At 57.2% G+C, this 20,695-nt stretch carries 18 protein-coding genes; 17 read left to right on the top strand and 1 reads right to left on the bottom strand.

The features are described from left to right. Positions 1 to 357: 357 nt before the first annotated feature. Entirely contained in the window at positions 358 to 966 is a 609-nt protein-coding gene (locus MWC30_RS18600; RefSeq protein WP_244085708.1) for a hypothetical protein, read from the bottom strand. A gap of 108 nt (positions 967 to 1,074) precedes the next feature. Between MWC30_RS18600 and MWC30_RS18595 the strand changes: the two genes are divergently transcribed. From MWC30_RS18595 to MWC30_RS18520, 17 genes are all read left to right on the top strand, one after another. Further along, positions 1,075 to 2,163 (top strand): hypothetical protein, encoded by a 1,089-nt coding sequence (locus tag MWC30_RS18595; RefSeq protein WP_244085707.1) that lies wholly within the window; start codon positions 1,075 to 1,077, stop codon positions 2,161 to 2,163. Positions 2,164 to 2,169: 6 nt separating this feature from the next. Beyond that, on the top strand, positions 2,170 to 2,571 hold the full coding sequence (locus MWC30_RS18590; RefSeq protein ID WP_244085706.1) for a hypothetical protein: 402 nt from the start codon (positions 2,170 to 2,172) through the stop codon (positions 2,569 to 2,571). A gap of 151 nt (positions 2,572 to 2,722) precedes the next feature. After that, entirely contained in the window at positions 2,723 to 3,019 is a 297-nt protein-coding gene (locus tag MWC30_RS18585) for a hypothetical protein (protein WP_244085705.1), read from the top strand. Then, on the top strand, positions 3,019 to 3,621 hold the full coding sequence (locus MWC30_RS18580; RefSeq protein WP_368860889.1) for a tyrosine-type recombinase/integrase: 603 nt from the start codon (positions 3,019 to 3,021) through the stop codon (positions 3,619 to 3,621). The genes MWC30_RS18585 and MWC30_RS18580 overlap by 1 nt, the downstream gene beginning before the upstream one ends. A 199-nt stretch (positions 3,622 to 3,820) precedes the next feature. Further along, the gene (locus tag MWC30_RS18575) at positions 3,821 to 4,444 is read left to right on the top strand and encodes a TetR/AcrR family transcriptional regulator (protein WP_244085703.1); all 624 of its coding nucleotides are present in this window, start codon (positions 3,821 to 3,823) and stop codon (positions 4,442 to 4,444) included. Positions 4,445 to 4,451: 7 nt separating this feature from the next. Continuing rightward, positions 4,452 to 5,858, top strand: coding sequence for a TolC family protein (locus MWC30_RS18570; RefSeq protein ID WP_244085702.1), 1,407 nt, complete (start codon positions 4,452 to 4,454; stop codon positions 5,856 to 5,858). A 66-nt stretch (positions 5,859 to 5,924) separates the two neighbouring features. Continuing rightward, a complete protein-coding gene (locus tag MWC30_RS18565; RefSeq protein WP_244085701.1) occupies positions 5,925 to 7,214 on the top strand; it encodes an HlyD family secretion protein in 1,290 nt (429 codons plus the stop codon). Then, the gene (locus MWC30_RS18560; RefSeq protein WP_244085700.1) at positions 7,211 to 8,776 is read left to right on the top strand and encodes a DHA2 family efflux MFS transporter permease subunit; all 1,566 of its coding nucleotides are present in this window, start codon (positions 7,211 to 7,213) and stop codon (positions 8,774 to 8,776) included. Before MWC30_RS18565 ends, MWC30_RS18560 begins: the two co-directional genes overlap by 4 nt. Positions 8,777 to 8,793: 17 nt before the next feature. Then, positions 8,794 to 9,738 carry a universal stress protein gene (locus MWC30_RS18555; protein WP_244085699.1) on the top strand — a complete coding sequence of 315 codons (945 nt, stop codon included), beginning with the start codon at positions 8,794 to 8,796 and terminating at the stop codon, positions 9,736 to 9,738. A 48-nt stretch (positions 9,739 to 9,786) separates the two neighbouring features. Continuing rightward, positions 9,787 to 10,941 (top strand): PAS domain-containing sensor histidine kinase, encoded by a 1,155-nt coding sequence (locus MWC30_RS18550; RefSeq protein WP_244085698.1) that lies wholly within the window; start codon positions 9,787 to 9,789, stop codon positions 10,939 to 10,941. Positions 10,942 to 10,962: 21 nt separating this feature from the next. Further along, on the top strand, positions 10,963 to 12,150 hold the full coding sequence (locus MWC30_RS18545; RefSeq protein WP_244085697.1) for an aldehyde dehydrogenase: 1,188 nt from the start codon (positions 10,963 to 10,965) through the stop codon (positions 12,148 to 12,150). A gap of 38 nt (positions 12,151 to 12,188) precedes the next feature. After that, positions 12,189 to 13,757, top strand: a complete 1,569-nt coding sequence (locus MWC30_RS18540) for a DHA2 family efflux MFS transporter permease subunit (RefSeq protein WP_244085696.1) — start codon at positions 12,189 to 12,191, stop codon at positions 13,755 to 13,757. Positions 13,758 to 13,768: 11 nt separating this feature from the next. Continuing rightward, positions 13,769 to 13,990, top strand: a complete 222-nt coding sequence (locus tag MWC30_RS23105; protein ID WP_368860888.1) for a CerR family C-terminal domain-containing protein — start codon at positions 13,769 to 13,771, stop codon at positions 13,988 to 13,990. A gap of 170 nt (positions 13,991 to 14,160) precedes the next feature. Further along, positions 14,161 to 14,784, top strand: a complete 624-nt coding sequence (locus MWC30_RS18535) for a TetR/AcrR family transcriptional regulator (RefSeq protein WP_244085695.1) — start codon at positions 14,161 to 14,163, stop codon at positions 14,782 to 14,784. A 59-nt stretch (positions 14,785 to 14,843) separates the two neighbouring features. Continuing rightward, positions 14,844 to 16,058: an efflux RND transporter periplasmic adaptor subunit gene (locus tag MWC30_RS18530; protein ID WP_244085694.1), complete on the top strand. Its 1,215-nt coding sequence runs from the start codon at positions 14,844 to 14,846 to the stop codon at positions 16,056 to 16,058. Positions 16,059 to 16,070: 12 nt separating this feature from the next. Further along, entirely contained in the window at positions 16,071 to 19,247 is a 3,177-nt protein-coding gene (locus MWC30_RS18525) for an efflux RND transporter permease subunit (protein WP_244085693.1), read from the top strand. A gap of 2 nt (positions 19,248 to 19,249) precedes the next feature. Then, entirely contained in the window at positions 19,250 to 20,677 is a 1,428-nt protein-coding gene (locus MWC30_RS18520; protein WP_244085692.1) for an efflux transporter outer membrane subunit, read from the top strand. Positions 20,678 to 20,695 lie beyond the last annotated feature (18 nt).

Raw genomic sequence — 20,695 nt, 5'->3', positions numbered from 1 at the left:
AATATCAATGGAAATAGAGAAATGCATTGAGTCCAGCAATGAGCTTGAGGCAAGTACCCGGAGCAGGCTCAAATGTGCTTCCGAACAGAACTCCATGAAGTCTTAGATTCCGAACCAATTAGCGGAGTTGGTGGGGTAGGTGCTCGCTGAGCGAAAGCAGCCCCATGCTGGGATAGAGACTGATCCTTTTCGGAGGGGCCATGCTTTCACCACCGGAAGGGATGGTTATGTGAAAATGGCCCTGTGAAGGGCACTGTTTTTGCTCAGAAGTAGGATTAGATCAGGATTAGACTGGAAAGAAAGCTCCCAAGACCGGCTTATTCCATTTCTCTCCTATATGTTTTTAAAGTAATAAATTCAGGTATTCTGATCATATCTGGAGCTGCTCGACGGGGGAGATAGTGTCCAGCGAGGGATCGGTGAAGTTTTAGGGTCATAGCTGCAGGAATAGCCTGTTGAAACGGTTTCCTTATTCAAAAACGTGGCAGCCTCAGGACAAATCGCCGAAAGCTTTCTTAAGACAGAATCGATGGATCTCTTCACGTTTGTTCGCAGATTGACGTTCTTACCCTGGTCAGCACTTGATGTTGAAAACGTACCACGGCTGCCATCAAGATAATCCTTCAGCTTGTTGATTTGAGAAGTGAGACCTTCCTTTCTGGTCAGCTTCTCTTCCGGATTCAAGGAGGTGTCATATTCCAGGGCCTTCAGATCTTCGGTTTGTTCCTTCAACGCCTTTTTGACCGCATTTATGGCCTTGCTGTCCGAGACTTTCTGTTCAGTGCTCCCTGCAACTTCCAGCTTATTGTTGTAAGCTTGACCTATATCGGTACCCTCACTCGATGTGCTAAAGTTATGGTAGAGATCCCAGCAGGATATTTCCTTTCCATGATGAGTCAGGAGGATGTGCAAATAAGCCAGCCCTTTCATGTGAATTGGGTGCGGATCTTTTGGAACGAGGGTCAAAGAGCGGCCTCCCGCGCATGAAGTATTGTTGAAATGTCAAGCCTATGGACATCTGGCCTCCATTATGGGAATGTACGTTGGGAACCCATAACCCAAGGAGGTCCTTTGATGATCCTGGCGTACCCGATGGAAAGCGAGATGTTCGGTCCGGCTTGTGAACAGTTCGAGTCTCTGGTCTCCCAGCTTATCGGGGAGACAGCAGGGCAGATGCAGCACGGTCCCATAGAGACCCTGATTTTTAGAGAGGGGACCGAACTGCTGAGGCGCCTCATGCAGGCCTACCTCGACCTTCGGACAAACCGGGAACCGCGAAGATCTGATGTGACCAGTCCTGAAGGTACTCCACTGACTCATTGCAGACCGAGTTGTGAGCGGCAATTGATGACCTTGTTCGGAGAGGTGACGAGCAGACGGAAGGGATACAGTCGCCCTGGAGTGCCCAGCATGTTTCCGTTGGATGCGCAGCTCAATCTGCCCAAGGATCGGTACTCCCACGGACTCAGATATCGAGTGGCGGAAGAAGCGGCCGTGAATTCGTTTGATGAAGCGGTGGCCAATATTCACAAAACAAAAGGCGGAAAGGTCCCCAAACGACAACTGGAGGAGATCGCGGTTGTCGCTGCGCAGGATTTTGATGAGTTCTATTCGGCTGGAAAGACCGAGAAAGTCCGGCTGACGTCGGATATTCTGGTGATGACTGTCGATCAAAAAGGGATTGTCATGCGCAAGGAGGATCTTCGAGCCGCCACGCGCAAAGCTGCCGAAGAGTCCGTGCGGCGTCCCGGAGCCCGGCTCAATCCCGGAGAGAAGCTCAATCGCAAGCGCATGGCAACCGTTGCAGCCGTCTATGACATCAAGGCTCACGAGCGCAGCCCCGAGGAGGTCATGGGATTGTGCCCGAATGAGGATACGCCTGCCCGTCCGCGAGCCACCCATAAACGGGTCTGGGCCTGTGTGGAGCAGGAACAGGAGGATGTGATCCAGGACATGTTTGACGAAGCCCTGCGGCGCGATCCGGAAAAGAAGCGCCCATGGGCGATCCTGGTTGACGGAGGCGAGAAACAACTCGATCTTGTCCTTGGCTTGATTCATCGGCATCGACCGGATGTGTCCCTGATCCTGGATTTCATCCATGTTCTGGAATACCTCTGGAAGGCGGCCTATGGTTTCCATGCCGCAGGGAGCGTTGAGGTCTAAAACTGGGTGGCTGAGCGGGCCCTCAAGATCCTGCAGGGCAAGGCCGCTGAGGTGGCCTGCGGATTGCGCCAAGGCGCGACGTTTCACCAGTTGAGCTCCGACAAACGCAAGGCCGTAGACAAGTGCTCAGATTACCTTGAAAAATACCGACCCATACTGGAATATGACCGGTACCTGTCGGATGGGCTTCCCATTGCCACCGGTGTCATTGAGGGCGCCTGCCGACATTTGATTAAGGACCGAATGGACCGGACAGGGGCACGCTGGCGCCTGAAAAGAGCAGAAGCGGTGCTCAAGATTCGTTCCCTGCGGTCAAGCGGCGACTTTGACGCCTACTGGGCATTTCACCAAAGCCGGGAGCACCAACGCAATCACTGCGCATGCGGCGGTTTCGCCTGCGCAGCATGACAAGGGGGTGAGCAACGCGTCGTTCCAAAAGAGCCGCATCCGATTCCTTCCGCATTTTTTTATTAACTATAATGTCATATCTATACTAGAAGTTAACATCAGGTTTGCAGAGGTGGATTTGGAGCCAATCTGACTCGAAAAGGCAGCATCCATGATCCCAATCGAAGCATCCGGACCCAAGGTTGTCAAAAATGCCCACCTGGTCGTTTTCGACACTCTGCGGCAAACTTTCTATTCGATTTGGATCAAGGAGCATTGCGGGAAGTATCGAGTCCGCAAGGCGAGCGCAGCGAGGGGAAGAGTGTGGGACGAAAGGACGTGGGAGTTTGTCTCACTCGATGAGGCAGAACGCTTTTTTAACCGGCGCATCAGGGAAAAGACCGATCCCAAGCGCCGTTCTCCCCGGAAATACACCTTAAAGCACCTGCTGTCCAAAGAAGGCGCATGATGGAACGAAACAAAAACCCCAACCATCCCAGGAAAGGTCAGAAGATCCGGGTGGATCCCATCCGTCGAAGCGAAGACATCCAGACCATTAAACAGCTTCTGTCTAGAACGCCAAGGGATTTGCTGCTCTTTACCATGGGAATCAATAACGGCCTTCGGGCGGGGGACCTCCTTATCGTGAAGGTAAAGGACGTGAAATCTCTCAAACCCGGCGAGTACATCACGATCAAGGAGGTGAAGACCGGAAAGCAAAATATTCTCATGGTCAACAAGGCCGTCCACAAGGCCCTTCGAAACTACCTGGAGAAAGTCAGGCCTCGAGATGACGATTATCTTTTTGCGAGCCGCAAAACAAGGGAGCCCATCACGATTCAAGCCGTCAATGCACTGATCAAGAAATGGACCGCCACGATCAATCTAAACCACGGGAACTACGGAGCACACACCCTGAGGAAAACGTTTGGATTCATCCAGAGGACCAAGTATGGTGTTGGCTTCGAGGTCCTGGCCAAGCGGTTCAATCATTCCAGCCCCACGACCACCATGAGGTATCTAGGCCTCACGAGTGATGAAGTGAGCGAGGTACTGATGAATGAGATCTGAGCCTTCGACGCCCCCCCCACCCAGGTTTTAGCAGGCCAACCGACTCCCCGGCGTTACCCCGGAGCCCAATCCTGACCGAAAAGCACCTTTTCGTTCCACCTGCCATTCATACGAAATGCTTTACACCACCTCCGTCTTTGGGTAAATTAGTGATCGTTAACTTAATTATGACCATGAACCCAAATCAGAGGGCCGGATCGTGAATGAGAAAGTAAAAAAGAAAACCAGGCTCAAGGGCGACGAAAGGCGAGAAAAGATCCTGCGGACCGCGACGGAGGTCTTCTCGATACACGGCTTCCATGGGTCCTCCATGCGCCTGCTTGCTCGGGCGGCCGGAATCAGCGAGGCCATGATCTATAACCACTTCCCGAGCAAAGAGGTGCTCTACGATGCGATCCTCGAAAAGAGGCTCGAAACAACCAGGCATCTCTATTTTCCGACACAGGCCGCCGAGGCCGGGCAAGACCGGGAGGTGCTTGAGACCATTGTGGGAAATTACCTCCAGGAGCAGAGAAGGGATAATTCCTTCCTGCGCATACTCCTTTTCAGCGCTCTCGAAGACCATGAGTTTGCCCGCAAGTTTGTGGAAGAACCCCTGCAGGATTACTTCCTCTTCCTGAGCTCTTACTTCGAGAAACGCATGAGGGACGGTGTCATGAAAACCATGGACCCTCAGGTTTTGGCCCGCCTTCTCATCGGAATGGTCCATTTCCTCACTCTCCTCCAGGGAATCTACAAAGACCCAGGAATCCAGAGTGCTGAAATCGAAGATCTCAAGAACCTAACCGTCGATCTCTTCTGTAAAGGGATCATGGAGGATTGAAAAGCCTATGCGTTCTGCAAGACATGGGGGAATCCGGAGAAGCTTCTTCCTGAGCGCACTGATCTTCGCGTCGGTCCTTCTGATGTTTGCGGCAGGTCCTGCCGTCTCAGGGCAGGAAAGCCCCGACCCGCAAGCCCTTCCACCCCAGCCCCTGACCATCGAAGGCGCCGTGGACTTTGGCCTTGTCCACAATCCCGTCTTCCAGGCAGCCGACGAGGACCTCAATGCCGCTAAAAAGGGTGTGGACATGGCGCGGGCGGGCTTTCTGCCTCGCCTCGATACTTCCTACGAGTATACGCGCTGGAAGGACACACCTGTCATCAAGATCCAGGGCAGTCCCGGCACAGCCGGCAATGAGGTCGAGGTCAGCTCCAGGGATGTCAACCGCTGGGAGGGAACCCTCACCCAGCCACTCTTTCGGGGCTTCGGTGTCAAGGCGCAATACGAAATAGCCAAAGAGGAGCGAAACGTGGCGGGTTTCAGGAAGGAGGAAACCCGTTTGAACCTCAAACGTGACATTCGGGGCGTCTTCCTTCAAGTCCTCTTCGCCCAAAGGAGCCTCGAAGTCGTCACCGAAAGTGTGGCCCAACTGGAGGCGCATCTCAGGGACGCCAAGGCCCTTTTCCGCCAAGGGCTCACAGCCGAAAACGATGTGCTCAAAGCCGAAGTCGCCCTTGCGGACGCAAAACAAAGGGAAGCCACCGCTTCAAAGCAGCTGCTCATCACGCGCGCCCGGCTGAACCGCCTTCTTGGACTCGATGAAGGAACGGAGCTCGATCTTGCCGAATGGGACAAGCTTCCTTCACCGGATGGAAAGGCAGCGGATGTGCCCACTCTCGATGCGCTCTCGAACCGGGCTGAAAAGGCGCGCCCCGAGCTCTCCGCCACATCCGCCTCCATCCGCGAAACAGAGCAGGGAGCGCGTCTTGCCCGAAGCTCCGCCTACCCGCACCTCTCTCTTTTCGGAACCTATTACCGGGAAGGCGAGGATTTCCTTGCCACGGAGAACAACTTTGCAAACGACAACAACGCGGCCGTTGGAATCCGGATGGACTGGAACCTCTTCGAAGGAGGCAAGATGCGGGCCGAGGCGAGCCAGTGGGGCCACAGGAGGGAGGCTCTCAAGAAAAGGGAACAGGATCTTTTGAAACAGGTCCGGATCGAGGTCAAGGATTCCTACGAGCAGCTTCAGGTCGCCGCGCGAAACCTGGCCACTGCCCGCGTGGCCGTAAAGCAGGCCGAAGAGAACCTGCGCATGACAACCCTCCAGTATCGGCAACAGGTCGTTATTTCCACCGAAGTGCTGGACTCCGAGGTCTATCTTGCCCAGGCCCGCACCAACTATTTCCAGGCGCTTTACGGCTACCAGCTTGCATGGGTGGACCTGGAACGGGCCGTTGGGGAGAGTTTGTGACATTTGTTGAAAAATACTGGCAGCCGATTCAAGGCTGTGCAGGTTGGATCGAACGGGAGGACGGGTATGGCAGAGAGGGTAGATTCCAGCCAGGGACAATTGAACGAGGCTAATCAGAAACGAAAGAAGAATTCCAAGGTTTTCTGGCTCCTTTTGGTCTGCCTGGTCGGAGCGGGGCTTTCCCTTGGCTACTGGTGGTTTTTCATGCGCAATCGGGTTTCCACGGACAATGCCTACGTCGTTGCCGACAACGCCGCCGTGAGCAGCCGCGTGGCGGGGAGCATCAGTTGCATCTCGGTTGAAAATGACGACGAGGTCGTGGCAGGCGCCGTCCTCGTGCATCTTGATCCGAGGGACTTTCAGGCGGAGGTGGACAAGCAGAGCGCGGCCCTGGCGCGCACCCAGGCCGAGATCGAGGTGGCCGAGGTAAATATCGGCCTCACGGACAGCCAGACGAGCGCCCAGCTCACTGCCGCCGAAGCGGCGGTTCTGGGCACTCAGGACAAGGAGAGAGAGCTTCGCCACCGGATCGATGAGCTCGATCGGAACCGGGTCGCGGCCGAAGCCGAGTTCAACCATGCCGGGAAGGACTTCGAGCGCTATTCCAACCTTTTTAAGGAAGGCGCGGGCTCCGAGCAGCAGCGGGACAAAACGAGTACGGCCTTCAAGAAGAGCAGGGCGCAGTATGAGGCAACCGCCGCCCAGATAGCGGCCGCCAAGGCCTCCCTTGCAGGTGCGCTCCAGGAAATCGACCGGGTCAAGGCCCAGAGGGACGCGGCCAAGGCAAACCGGCTTCGGGTGGACATGGAAAAGAAAAACCTTGCGGCCCTCAGGGCGAAGCTCGCGGAGACCCGGGCTCAGCTCGAAACGGCCGAGCTGAACCTTTCCTATTGCACCATTGCGGCCCCCATTTCGGGCTATGTCGCCCAAAAGAGAATCCAGGTGGGCGAGCGGGTTCAGCCCGGCCAACCTCTCCTTGCCGTGATTCCCCTGAAGGAAGTCTACGTCGAGGCCAATTTCAAGGAGACTCAGCTTCGAGACGTGCGCATCGGCCAGCCTGTCGAGATAAAGGCCGACATTTATCCCGGGCACACCTACGAGGGCAAGGTCGAGGGCATTCGGGCGGGGACGGGGGCGGCCTTTTCCCTGCTGCCTCCCGAAAATGCAACGGGCAACTGGATCAAGGTGGTGCAGCGTATACCGGTGAAGATCCTCCTGAATGCTCCGCCGCCAGCCCAATTCCCGCTGCGCGTCGGGGCATCCCTCGAAGTGAGTATATTTACGGGCGACAAGAGCGGGCCGACGCTTCGGGTCGCCACCTCGATCGACAGCCCCCGGGGTCACAAGCTCCAATGACCTCACCCGGTGCGGCGCCTCATACCAGCAAGTGGATTGTCGCCCTCACGGTGATCCTGCCGACCTTTCTCGAGGTGATGGACACGAGCGTTGTCAACGTTTCGCTTCCACACATACAGGGAAGCCTCAGCGCCGGGGTTGACGAGGTAACCTGGGTGCTCACGAGTTACCTGGTCGCCAACGCCATCATCATTCCCATCACGGGATGGCTCTCGAGCGTCTTCGGGCGGAAGCGCTACCTCATCTTTTCCATTGTGCTTTTCACCTTCAGCTCGCTCCTTTGCGGGGCCGCCCCTTCCCTGGAGGTCCTGGTGATTGCCCGCATCCTGCAAGGAATCGGAGGCGGCGGGCTGCAGCCTCTCTCCCAGGCCATATTGCTCGAAGCCTTTCCGGTCGCGGAGCACGGCCTGGCCATGGCGGTCTTCGGCATGGGGGTTGTGTTCGCCCCAATTCTCGGTCCCGTGGTTGGAGGCTGGATTACGGACAACTGGGCCTGGCGCTGGGTCTTCTATATCAACCTGCCCTTTGGCGTACTGGCGGTGCTCCTGGCGGCTTTCCTTATCCACGATCCCCCCTATATCCGTCGAGCCGCCCTGCATATCGACAAATGGGGCCTGTTTTTGATCGCCCTCGGCCTGGGATGCCTGCAGATTGTTCTCGACAAGGGCGAGCGGGAGGATTGGTTCGAGTCGAATTTCATAGTCCTTTTGACCATGGTTTCCGCCGTTGCTTTGGTCCTTTTCGTTCTTGTCGAGCTGAGGGCCGAGCATCCCGTAGTGAATCTCAAGGTGTTCAAAGACCGCACGTTCGCAGCTGGAAACATCATCATGTTCACAGGCTTTTTCTGTCTTTTCGGGGGGATTATTCTGCTGCCCCTCTATGCCCAGACCCTCATGGGATATACGGCGGTCTGGGCGGGCCTGGCATTGGGCCCCGGGGGGGTGGCCAGTCTATTGGTCATGCCGGTTGCCGGCGCACTCATGAAAAAGGGGGTGAGCCCAAAGGGGCTGCTCGCATTGGGCCTGGCCGTCATGGCCTATTCACTACATCTCATGAGCAAGCTCAACCTTCAGGCCGACTTTTTTTCAATTGCATGGCCCCGTATTGTACAGGGATTTGGCATGGGTCTCTTTTTCGTACCCCTCGCCGCCTCCACTTACGTGAACATCCCGAAGGAGCAAATGGGGAACGCTTCGGGGGTGTTCAACCTCTTGAGAAACCTCGGGGGAAGCTTTGGTGTTGCTGTGAGCGCCACGCTGCTCTCTCAACGCTCACAGCTCCACCAGAGCTTTCTCGTCGAGAATGTGACACCGTTCAACCCCGCCCTGCGAGATTACGCCGCGCGTCTTCTCGATGCCATTCCCGGACCGGATTCGGGCGGCGCCACTTCACCCCTTCTTCTGGCCGGTATCTACCGGGAGCTGCTTCGGCAGGCGAACATGCTCTCGTTCAATGACATCTTCTGGCTCTTTGCCTGGTTGACCGCCGTCGTGATTCCTCTGACGCTCTTCATGCGAGACTACGGAGGACGGCCCGCGGGTATACCCGGAGGGGTCCATTGAATAAAAAGGAAAATCGGATGCGGACACACAAAAGACTCCTAATCGCGGTTGACGGCTCCCGGCATGCCCTCGACGCGGTAACCTATGTGGCTCGCCAGTGCTCGGGTTCTAGCCTCGAGGTGCGGCTGCTCTTCATTCTGCCCGTGGGGCCGGATGAGGTGTTCTGGCAAATTCCCATGAACGAGGAGTTCATGCAGCAGATGAAGGAGAGATACGACCAGTGCCTGTTGGAGAGCAGGCGCGAAGCCGAGGGATTTCTCGAAGATTGCAGGGAGGTTCTTTTAGGGGAAGGATTTTCCGAAGATCGCGTCGGGGTCTCGCTGCGCCAATGGAAGGAAGGAATTGCCAGGGACATCGTCTGTGAGGCGTCGAGGGGCTACGACGGCGTAGTGATGGGAAGAAGGGGGCTTGGCAAAGTCGAGAGCATGCTTCTCGGGAGCGTTTCGGACAAAATCGTACAAAGGGTCCACGACGTTCCCGTATGGATCGTAGGAGGCGAAATTCGGTCCCGTAAGGTACTGCTTGCCGTGGATGTTTCGGATAATGCCCGGAAAGCCGTCCAATACGCCGCTCCCTTCCTGGCCGCCGGCGGAGCCGAGGTGACTCTTTGCCATGTGGTGCGCGGTTTTTTGCCCACTCTCGGACCTACTCCTCTTCAGCCGGGAGAAGAGCTCGAAGAGCAACTGATGGAGAGTCTCAAGCAGAGGGTCACGAGCATGTTTGAATCTTACGGGGAGTGCCTCGAAAGAGCGGGCGTCGATGCCCGAAAAATCGGAAATATCTGCAGGATCGGGGGGCACAGCCGTGCGGCGGAAATTCTCAATGTCGCAAGAGAGGAGGGCTACGGCACCATTATCATGGGCAGGCGGGGAATCTCGGCTGTGCGCGAATTCCTCATGGGCCGAGTGACCAGCAAGGTGCTCAGCGGCGGGGAGGGTCTCGCCGTCTGGATCGTGCCGTAACGAAATTGGAAGCAGCGTCAGGCATCTTTCCATAAGGAGGTTTGCGCAATGATACCCCGCAATCCGTTACGGCCTGGGAACGAGGACACATCGGGCTCGGAGACCACCAGGTACAAAAGTTTTTTCGAAAGCTTCCCCCATATAATGTTCGTTGCGGCTGCAGACGGTCGTCTTATCGAGGTCAACGAGGCGGGAGCAGAACTGTTTTACCATGCGTGCAGGGAGGATATGAGCAAGACATGCTCCATGGCCTCCTTCTTTCGCAATGCCGAGGACTGGCATCTCCTGTGGCAAAGGATAGAAGCGGAGGGATTCATCAAGGACGTCGAGGTGGAGATGCAGAGGAAGGACGGGAGCTACCTTACCAGCTCCGTTACGGCGAGGCTTCGGACGGAGCCCGACGGGACGCTCGTCTGCGATGGGCTTGTGCGGGATGTTACCGAGCGAAGGCACTGTCTGCAAGCTCTCGAAGAGTCCGAAAGCCGCATTCTAAAGATGAACGATCACATGTTGAACATGCTCATGATCATGTCTCACGATCTGAGAGGTCCGCTCATCTCGATGGGGGCCGGCCTGAAGCTCCTTGTGCGCGGCTCGTTCGGCGCCATGGAGGAGAGGGTGGCGAGGACTCTCAATGGCTTGATGTCACAGGCAGTCCGGCTGCACGGGATCGTCGAGGATTGCCTGTCCAGGGCCGTTGCGGTGGAGGGGTTTCACGGGATGCAGAAAGAATCTCTCGACCTGAGGAAGGAGATCATCGATCCCGTTTTGGAAGAGCTCGCCGATGAGATCCAGGCCGCGGGCGTCACGATTGACAACCGTTTGGGGAGTGTTCCGGCAGGGGCCGTCTCTCTCCATGCCGGAAGGAGATGGCTCAAGAGTGTGTATCGAAACCTTTTCAGAAATGCCGTCCAATACGGCGGCAAAGGGTGCACGATAGCATTTGGCTATGAGGACCAGGGCGACCGCTATCGGCTCAATGTCTACAACACGGGAGAGCCCGTTTCGGAAGAGCATCGGGAGAAGCTCTTCACGAAATTCGACCGTATCGGCGCTGAAGACTCGTCTCAAGGCGTAGGGCTCGGACTGTACCTGGTAAAGGAGATCATCCGCAGACACGGGGGAGACATCTGGTATGAAGCGGACCGGACTGGTTCGAACTTTGTTTTCACCATTTGCAAGGAGAAAGAAGATGTCTTTTGAGAAAGATTCGAGAAGGTCCTCATGCTGGAGGGCGCACTGAAAGAGCACAGGGACCAGATGGTGGAGCTTGCCATCGACAGGCTCAAGATGTTCGAGGAGACGGAAAGACTTTTGTCGGCGAGAAAACCGCTGGGAGGTCCGGGCTCGCGGGTTTCCCTCATGCTCTCCTACAACGGCAGTGCCTGGGTCAATACGGCTATCCTATCCATCTACCTTGTCGGAAACCGTGTGACCGTCAAATTCTCTTCCAAGGGGCGTGACGTGATGAAGCTCACCGAAAGCATCTACCGACCCATTTTCGGTGATGACGTCACGTTCTACCAGGGCGGGGGCCGGGTCTTCATGGAGGAATCCCTGAGAGAGTCCGATGTGGCCGCTGTCGTGGTCTTCGGCTTCGATGAAAACATCCTGCCCTACGAGCATGCCTTCAGAGAGACAGGAAAGAAGCTCGTTTTCGAGGGGCCGGGCTCGGACCCCTTCATCGTCTTTCCGGACGCGGACCTGGAGCTTGCGCTAACCGACCTCATGGCGGGAAAGTTCATGTACTCGGGTCAGGCCTGCACCGCGCCCAAGAGGATCTACATCCATGAATCCATCTATGATGAGTTTTTGGCGATGTTCGTAGACCGGGTGAAGCGCCTCCAGGTGGGAGACCCCGCCGACGAGCGCACCGATGTCTCGCCGGTGGCAAGCGACCTCGCCGTAAAGCGAATCGGCGAGCAGCTTGCGGAGGCTATGCGGCTGGGGGCTGAAGTCCTGGTCGGAGGCAGGAACGAAGGAAACCTCGTTTACCCCACCGTTGTGAAAAACGCCACCGATCGAATGCTCGGGATGCGCGAGGAGGTCTTCGGCCCGGTGGCTTTCACCTCCAGTTTCGCTTCCAAGCGGGAAGTCCTCGATAGGGCGAGAAGCCACAAGTACGGCCTTCGTGCCGCCGTGTTCGGAGGCGGGGATGGGCAGGTGGTCGCGCAAACCCTCAAGGGCGAGGAGGACTATTGCCATCCGGTGAATAGCTACACTTTCGGCAGATTCGGCACGGTAGCATACAACGAGACCCGGCCCACCTCATGGCGGGGAGCCTTCGTCACCAAGCCCGTCGGGGGGTACGGCTACTCGGGATGGATCTGGGAGACGGCAGGGGGAAAGTTTTGCATGAAGCAGGGGCCGAATCTTCTGAGCACGGAGACTTCGGTGTCCATGGATGATTGATGCTGTCTCGATTATCCGGTATCTGAAAAGGGAAGCGTATGAGCTCATTGCAACAACGGTCATCTACGGTCAACCCCTGGATCATTGCGGTAGCGACGATTCTTCCGACCTTCATGGTCGCCCTGGATACTTCGGTGGCCAATGTCGCGCTTCCCCAGATAGCGGGGAGCCTGTCGGCAAGCAGTGAGGAGGCCACCTGGGTGCTCACGAGCTACCTGGTGGCCAATGCGATCGTTTTGCCCATAACGGGCTGGATGAGCCTCTACTTCGGAAGAAAACGGTTTCTCATGGCAAGTATTGTTATTTTCACCGTCTCATCGGTGGCTTGCGGCGCCGCTTTTTCTCTCCCGTTGCTCATCCTGGCCCGGATCGTTCAGGGAGCAAGCGGTGGGGCGCTGCTCCCGGTTTCTCAGGCGGTCCTTCTGGAAAGTTTTCCTCCGGTGCAGCGCGGCGAGGCCATGGCGGTCTATGCCCTGGGCGTGATCGTGGCTCCCATTGTTGGTCCTACCCTTGGAGGATGGCTTACCGATAACTACTCCTGGCGCTGGGTCTTTTACATAAACCTCCCCGTGGGCGTCCTGGCGGTCGTGCTGACCCAGCTCCTTATCGAAGACCCTCCCTACGTCAGGGGAGGCATAGGCGGTAAGATCGATTACGTCGGATTCATCCTCATGGCGATAAGTCTTGGAACGTTGCAGTTGATCCTCGACAAAGGGCAGCAGGACGACTGGTTCTCCGCCCTCTGGATTCGCTGGTCCACGGGGATTTCCATTGTTTCCCTGATCGGCTTTTTCCTCTGGGAAATCCGGGTGAAGCACCCCATCGTCGATATTCGCATCCTCGCCAATCGTAACTTCTCGATCGGCATCATGACGGCGACCCTCTACGGGATAATCCTTTACGGAACGCTCGTGATGCTCCCACTGTTTCTGCAGGAGCTCATGGGCTACCCGGCGCTTCAAAGCGGCCTCGCCATCACGCCGCGGGGCATGGGAGCGCTCTTTTCGGTCACCCTTGCGGGACGTCTCGTAAAAAGGGTCGATGGGCGGCTCATGATCGTCGGAGGCTTTCTCGCCCTCGCCGCCGCCGGTTTCATGCTTGGAAGGATCAATCTCGACATATCCATGGCGAGCGTCGTTTTGCCCAACATCATCATCGGAGCAGCCATGGGATTCATTTTCGTGCCCCTCACGACCATCGCCATGGGAAGCCTTCCCAACGAACGGATGGGGACCGCGACGGGCCTCTACAACCTCATGCGCAACATGGGCGGCAGCATCGGAATCGCCATCGTTACCACCATGCTCGCCCGGGCCGCCCAGACGCACCAAGCCACCCTGGTCTCGCACCTCACGCCCTACGATCCCGCTTACCGGGAATGGCTCGAGCACCTCCGGCAGCTCTTCCTCTCCCAGGGGGACGTCGTTACGGCAACCCGGAAGGCTTACGGGGCCATGTACGGGCTGCTGGTGGAACAGTCCACGCTGTATGCCTTCGTCGACAACTTCCGCCTGCTCGGCTACGTTGCCTTTTTGGGCATTCCCCTCGTATTCTTTTTCAAGAAGCCTGGGAAGCCCGGGGGCGGTGGAGCGGTGGCTTCGGATTGAGGAGCGTGACGATGCCTTTTCACGTTGACGAGGTCAACACCCGATATGCGCATTCCTTGAGCATCGTCGGGCAATGCGTCTTCTACCATAATGCCCGGCAAATCGTTACAAAGCTTCACCACCTTACATTCCATGACGCATTCGTTGAAAGTCTAGCGCATCACATCACACAATTCTCGATGGCAGGCGTGAAGGAACTGGCAAAGGGGGGCTTGCATATGCCCCATCGGTGAGGAAGAAGGCGGTGCCAAACGACCGGAATTCCCGCAAGCTCCTCGCGAAACCGCCTCCATTTGCGGCTGGAGCTCCGTTGAGATTTGTCTTGAGAAGTATGAATTAAAATTATATACTTTGACGTCATGTTCATACTTCTCGAACCAATAGCTTTGCAGGAGGCCAGGCGATGGAAAACGGCAAGCTCCCCAGACGGGAGAGAGAGAAATTGCGGCAGCGTCAAGAGATACTTGCGGCCGCCCTCAATCTGTTCTCGGAGAAGGGGTACCATAATGTTTCGATGCACGAGGTGGCCGCAAAGGCCGAGTTCGCCATCGGAACACTCTACAAGTTCTTTCAGAACAAGGAGGATCTATACAAAGCCCTCGTTTTGGAGCAATGCGAGAAGTTCCACGAGGCCTTTGCGCTGTCGGCTGAAAAATCGGACGACGAGATTGAAAAGCTGAGGAATTTCGTCCGTACCAAAGGGGAGCTTTTTCGCGACAATCTTCCCTTCGTTCGCCTCTACCTTGCCGAGAGCCGGGGGGCGAGCTTCAACATCAAGGCGGGTCTGGATGAGGATGTGCGGAAGGGCTATTACGATCTCCTGGAGCGGCTTGCCTCGATTTTTGAGAGCGGAATCGGGAGCAAACGGTTCAAGCCCATTGCCACTCCCTACCATTTGGCCGTGGCTCTCGACAGCACCGTCAACGCTTTTCTTCTTCTCTGGCTCGATGCGCCCGAGCGTTATCCCTATCCGGATGATCCGGACGCTGTTTTGGATATTTTCTTCAAAGGACTGGCGGACTCGTGACTCTATCGAGTGTCTCCGAACCAAATATATACTCATGACAGATATTTAGGAGGTCTCCAATGCAATCCGGCAACACTTACCAGGCGTTTAAATGGACTGCGGCATTGATGGTTCTATCGAGCCTTCTTTGGCTGTCGGGCTGTGATAGCAGCCACGGACAGCAGCCGGCCGCGCAGGCCCCGGTCCCGGAAGCGGCCACCGTGACCATCGAAGCGCAGAAAATCGAACTGAACACAGAGCTGCCTGGCCGCACCTCGGCGTATCTTGTTTCGGAAATCCGGCCGCAGGTCAACGGCATCATACAGAAGCGGATGTTCAAAGAGGGCTCCGATGTGAAAGCCGGCGAGCTCCTCTACCAGATCGATCCCGCTCCCTTCCAGGTGGCCCATGACTCGGCAAAAGCCTCCCTCGGGAAGGCCCAGGCCAATTTGCCGGCGATCCGATCGAAGGCCGACCGCTACAAGGAACTATTGGTAGACAAGGCGGTGAGCAGACAGGATTACGACGATGCGACAGCCGCCGTGCAGCAGGCCCAGGCCGAAATCGAATACTGGAAGACGCAGGTTGAAGCGGCCCGCATCAACTTGGGTTACACCCGTGTCACGGCACCCATCTCGGGGCGTATCGGGCGATCCAGTGTGACCGACGGTGCGCTGGTTACGGCCTATCAGCCCACCTCGCTTGCAACCATTCAGCAGCTCGATCCCATTTATGTGGATGTGACCCAATCGTCCAACGAGCTCCTGCGTTTGAAGCGCAACATGGAAACCGGCCAGCTCAGCGCGGATGGGAAAAACGGGAAATCAGTCCGCATTCTCATGGACGATGGAGCGCCGTATCCCCTGGAGGGCATGCTTCAATTTCGCGACGTGACGGTGGACCCGACAACCGGATCTTTCACGGTGCGCATCGTCGTTCCTAACCCGGACCATATGCTCTTGCCGGGAATGTTCGTGCGAGCCGTCGTGCAGGAGGGTATCGCCGAGCAGGCCATCCTTGTTCCCCAGCAAGGGGTGAATCGAACGCCGAAGGGAGAACCCTATGCGCTGGTCGTGGATGAGACGGGAAAGGCCCAGCAGAGGATGCTGAAGCTCAACCGCGCCATCGGCGACAAGTGGCTCGTCTCTTCCGGCCTCTCGGGTGGAGAGCAGGTGATTGTCGAGGGCATGCTGAACATACGGCCGGGCGCCGCCGTGAAGGCCGTTCCCATGGAGAGCCCGAAAGGTGCGGTCGAAGCAACGAACGTAAAGCAAACAGTCGTGGAATCGAAATAACGGAGGACCTCGATGCTATCAAAGTTTTTCCTGGACCGTCCGGTCTTTGCCTGGGTCATTGCCATCATCATCATGGTGGCCGGCGGTCTGGCGATTTTCAATTTGCCCATCTCCCAGTATCCGCCCATCGCTCCTCCATCCATCGCAATCGACGCCTTCTACCCAGGCGCCTCCGCGCAAACCGTCGAAGACAGCGTGATCCAGATCATCGAGCAGAAGATGACCGGATTCGACAGGCTGCTCTACATGACGGGCACCAGCGATGCTTCGGGGAGCGGGAGAATAGAGCTCACCTTCGCTCCGGGAACCGATCCGGATCTCGCCTGGGCACAGGTGCAAAACAAGCTCCAGCTCGCCTATGCAAGCTTGCCCGATGTCGTACAGCAACAGGGCGTCAAGGTCAGCAAATCGACCCGAAACTATCTCATCATTGTCGGGCTGACCTCGGAAGACGGCAGCATGGACGAATTTGACCTGGCCGACTACGGTCAGTCGAGCATCCAGCAGGTGCTGGCGCGAGTTCCGGGGGTCGGGGAAGTGGAAATTTTCAGCACGCAGTATTCCATGCGGGTCTGGATCAATCCCGACAAGCTTACCGGTTACAACCTCACCATGGAAGACGTCATCCGGGCACTCCAGGCTTACAACGTCGAAATTTCGGCAGGCCAGTTCGGAGGTGCTCCGGCGGAGGAAGGCCAGCGGTTGAATGCTTCGATCATCGTCCAGAACCTGCTCAAGACCCCGGAGGAATTCGCCGCCATCCCGGTACGCACAAACCCGGATGGCTCCATCGTGCGAGTTCGTGATGTGGGCCGAACGGAGCTGGGTACCGAAAGATACGGGAGCCTGACACTCTATAACGGAAGGCCCGCCTCCGGCCTGGCCGTGCGGCAGGCCCCCGGCGCCAATGCCCTGGCCACCGCCGATGCCGTCAAGGCGAAGATGAACGAGCTTTCCAAGTACTTTCCTCCCGGTATGAAGGTCATCTACCCCATGGACACCACTCCCTTCGTGAAGGTGGCCATCAAGGAGGTGGTCAAAACCCTTTTCGAAGCGGTCCTGCTGGTCTTCCTGATCATGTACATTTTTCTGGGAAACATCCGGGCAACACTTGTACCCACCCTGGCGGTACCTGTGGTGCTCCTGGGGACCTTCGGGGTTTTGGGGGCATTGGGATACTCCATCAACATGCTGACCATGTTCGCCATGGTGTTGGCCATCGGGCTCCTGGTGGACGACGCCATCGTCGTGGTGGAAAACGTCGAGCGAGTCATGGCCGAGGAAGGCCTCTCGCCCAAGGAGGCAACCCGAAAGTCAATGGAAGAGATCACCAGCGCCCTTGTCGGTATCAGTTTGGTGCTCTCGGCGGTGTTTGGCCCCATGGCGTTTTTCGGCGGCTCCACGGGTGTCATCTACCGGCAGTTTTCCGTGACCATCGTCTCGGCCATGCTCCTCTCCGTCGTAGTGGCCCTGATCCTGAGCCCGGTTCTTTGCGCATCGCTCCTCAAGCCCGTACCAAAGGGGCATGAGCCCGCGGAAGCCGCTTTCTTTCTCTTCCGGCCCTTTTTTAGGTGGTTCGACAGAACGTTCCGAAGGGGCAGGAACATGTATGAAAAGATAGTCGGACATATGCTCGCCAGGAAGCTTCCCTACCTGGCCATCTACCTTATCCTGGTTGCTGCCATGGGATATCTGTTTACTCGATTGCCCACAGCCTATCTCCCGGAGGAGGATCAGGGCCTCATGTTTGCCCAGGCAACGCTGCCCGCCGGCTCGACTCTCGAGCAGACCGAGGAGGTCATGACTCAGGTGCGAAAGTATTTCCTGGAAGATGAGAAGGATGCCGTGGCGGCCTGTTTCACCTTAGCGGGCCGGGGATTTGCAGGAAACGGCCAGAACGTGGGGCTGAGCTTCGTCAGCCTCAAGGATTGGGACCTGCGCCAGCGGGCGGACCTGAAAGTGAATGCCATCGTGAAGCGGGCCATGGCGAAGTTTTCCAAAATACGCAACGCAAGGGTTTTTGCCTTTCCGCCTCCGGCGGTCATGGAGCTCGGACGGGCCGGCGGGTTTGACTTTCAGTTGCAGGACCGCGGTGGACTTGGCCATGAAGCTTTGATGGCCGCCCGAAACCAGTTGCTCGGCATGGCCATGAAGGACCCGAGGCTGGTTCGTGTCCGGCCGGCCGGACTCGATGATGTTTCCCAATACCGAATCGATGTGGATTGGGAAAAGGCGGGTGCCCTGGGAGTTCCCATCGACTCCATCCACAGGACCATCTCTTCGGCATTCGGCGGAGCCTATGTGAACGACTTCATTCAGGCCGGCCGTGTCAAACGGGTCTACATCCAGGCCGATTCACCGTACCGCATGCTTCCAAAGGACCTGGAGCGGCTCTACATTCGAAACACTTCGGGAATGATGACGCCTTTTTCATCGTTCGCCACCGGCCACTGGTTCTACGGGCCGCCTCTTTTGGAGCGATTCAACAGCTTTCCGTCGATAAACATCTGGGGGGAGCCCGCACCGGGGAGGAGCTCGGGAGAAGCCATGCAGGTCATGGAGGAGATCACATCAAAGTTGCCTAAAGGCATTGGCTTTGACTGGGCCGGACTCTCTTACCAGGAACGGATGTCAAAGTCCCAGGCGCCTCTGCTCTACGCCTTTTCCGTTCTGGTCATTTTCCTGTGCGTGGCGGCCTTGTACGAGAGTTGGACCATTCCCCTGGCAAATTTGCTGATGCTGCCTCTGGGGCTCTTGGGCGCAACCATTGCCACAACCTTGCGTGGTCTGCCCAACGACGTCTACTTTCAGATTGGGTGTCTTACCACGCTGGGGCTTTCGACGAAAAACGCCATCCTCATCATCCAGTTTGCGAGGGAGCGCATAGCGCGAGGGGCCGGCCTTGTCGAGGCAACTTTGGGTGCGATCAAAACCCGGCTTCGTCCGGTACTGATGACCTCGCTGGCCTTTTTCTTCGGTGTTCTTCCCCTCGCGTTGACCGGCGGAGCCGGGGCGGGGGCACAGAATGCCATTGGAACCGCCGTTGTCGGTGGAATGATGTCGGGGACCTTCATCGACCTGCTGTTCATTCCCCTTTTCTATGTCCTGGTATCCAGCCTGCTCGGGAAGAAACGAGCCAAGCAGACTACCGAACATGATCCGAATCTAGCGAGTGAGCAGGGGCACTGATTATGACAAAAAAGACCTTGATGATCGTGAGCGTGCTTGTTTGCCTCAACGGTTGCACGATGATTCCCAAGTATGAAAGGCCCGAAGCCCCGGTTCCCGCCGCGTGGCCGAGCGGCGTGGCATACAAGGAGGCCCAAGCCGGTGGGAGCGAGCCGCTTGCCTCGGACCTTCAGTGGAGGGAATTTTTCACCGATGAGCGGCTCGAAGAAGTCATTGCAACGGCTTTGGAAAATAACCGCGACCTGCGGGTGGCCGCCCTGAATGTCGAGAGAGCCCGGGCGTTGTACCGCGTCCAGCGAGCAGAGCTCCTGCCGACGGTTGATGCCAGCGCGATGCACATCCGGGAGCGCGTGCCGGGTGATATTTCCGGCGGATCGGGGTCAGCGTCCGGTGCTGTGATATTGAAGCAATACAGCGCCGACGTGGGGATCAGCTCCTGGGAAATTGATTTTTTCGGGCGCATCCGTAGCCTGAGCAAGCGAGCGCTGGAGGAGTTCTTCTCTACGGAACAGGCCCGTCGCAGCGCGCAGATCCTGCTCATTTCAGAGGTTGCCAACGCCTACCTGACCCTTGCCGCAGACAGGGAAAACCTCCAACTGTCCAAATACACCCTGGAAACCCAGCAGGCGGCCTACAACCTGATCAAACGGCGCTTTGAAGTCGGACTCGCACCCGAGCTGGATCTCAGGCAGGTTCAAACGCGGGTGGATACGGCGCGGGTGGACGTGGCGAGGTTTACCGAACTGGCCGCCCAGGATGAAAACGCCCTGAACCTCCTGGTGGGCTCCCCCGTGCCTGCCGACCTGCTGCCCGAGGCGCTGAGCACAGTTTCACCGCTTCCCGATGTCTCACCCGGCATCTCCTCCGAGGTGCTTCTGAGTCGTCCCGATATTGTTCAGGCGGAGCACACGCTCAAGGCCGCCAACGCCAATATCGGCGCCGCCCGTGCCGCTTTTTTCCCGCGCATTTCGCTGACTACTGCCATAGGGAGTGCGAGCGGCGATCTCTCCGGGCTTTTCAAATCCGGCTCGCTCGCATGGAACTATGCGCCTCAGATTGTGCTGCCGATCTTTGATGCCAGGACATGGTCCGGACTCAAGGTAAGCAAGGTAGATAAGGAGATTGCGATCACTCAATACGAGAGTGTGATTCAGTCTGCATTCAGGGATGTCGCCGATGCGCTCGCAACAAAGGGGACCGTGGGAAACCAACTGGAGGCTCAATTGTCTTTGCTGGATGCCACCGAGAGAACCTATAAGCTCTCCAATGCCCGGTACGAGAAGGGGACCGACATCTACCTGAACGTGCTGGATGCGCAGCGTTCCCTCTACGCCGCCCAGCAGCAGCTCATATCCATCCAGCTCTCAAAGCTCACCAACCAGGTGCGCCTCTACGCGGTGCTGGGCGGGGGGGGCGACGAGGAATACTGACATCCGACAAGGAGCGCA

It is taken from the genome of Desulforhabdus sp. TSK (assembly GCF_022836495.1).
Lineage (GTDB): Bacteria > Desulfobacterota > Syntrophobacteria > Syntrophobacterales > Syntrophobacteraceae > Desulforhabdus.
The sequence above is the reverse complement of the archived record's forward strand: the minus strand, read 5'-3'. Positions and strand labels throughout refer to the sequence as shown.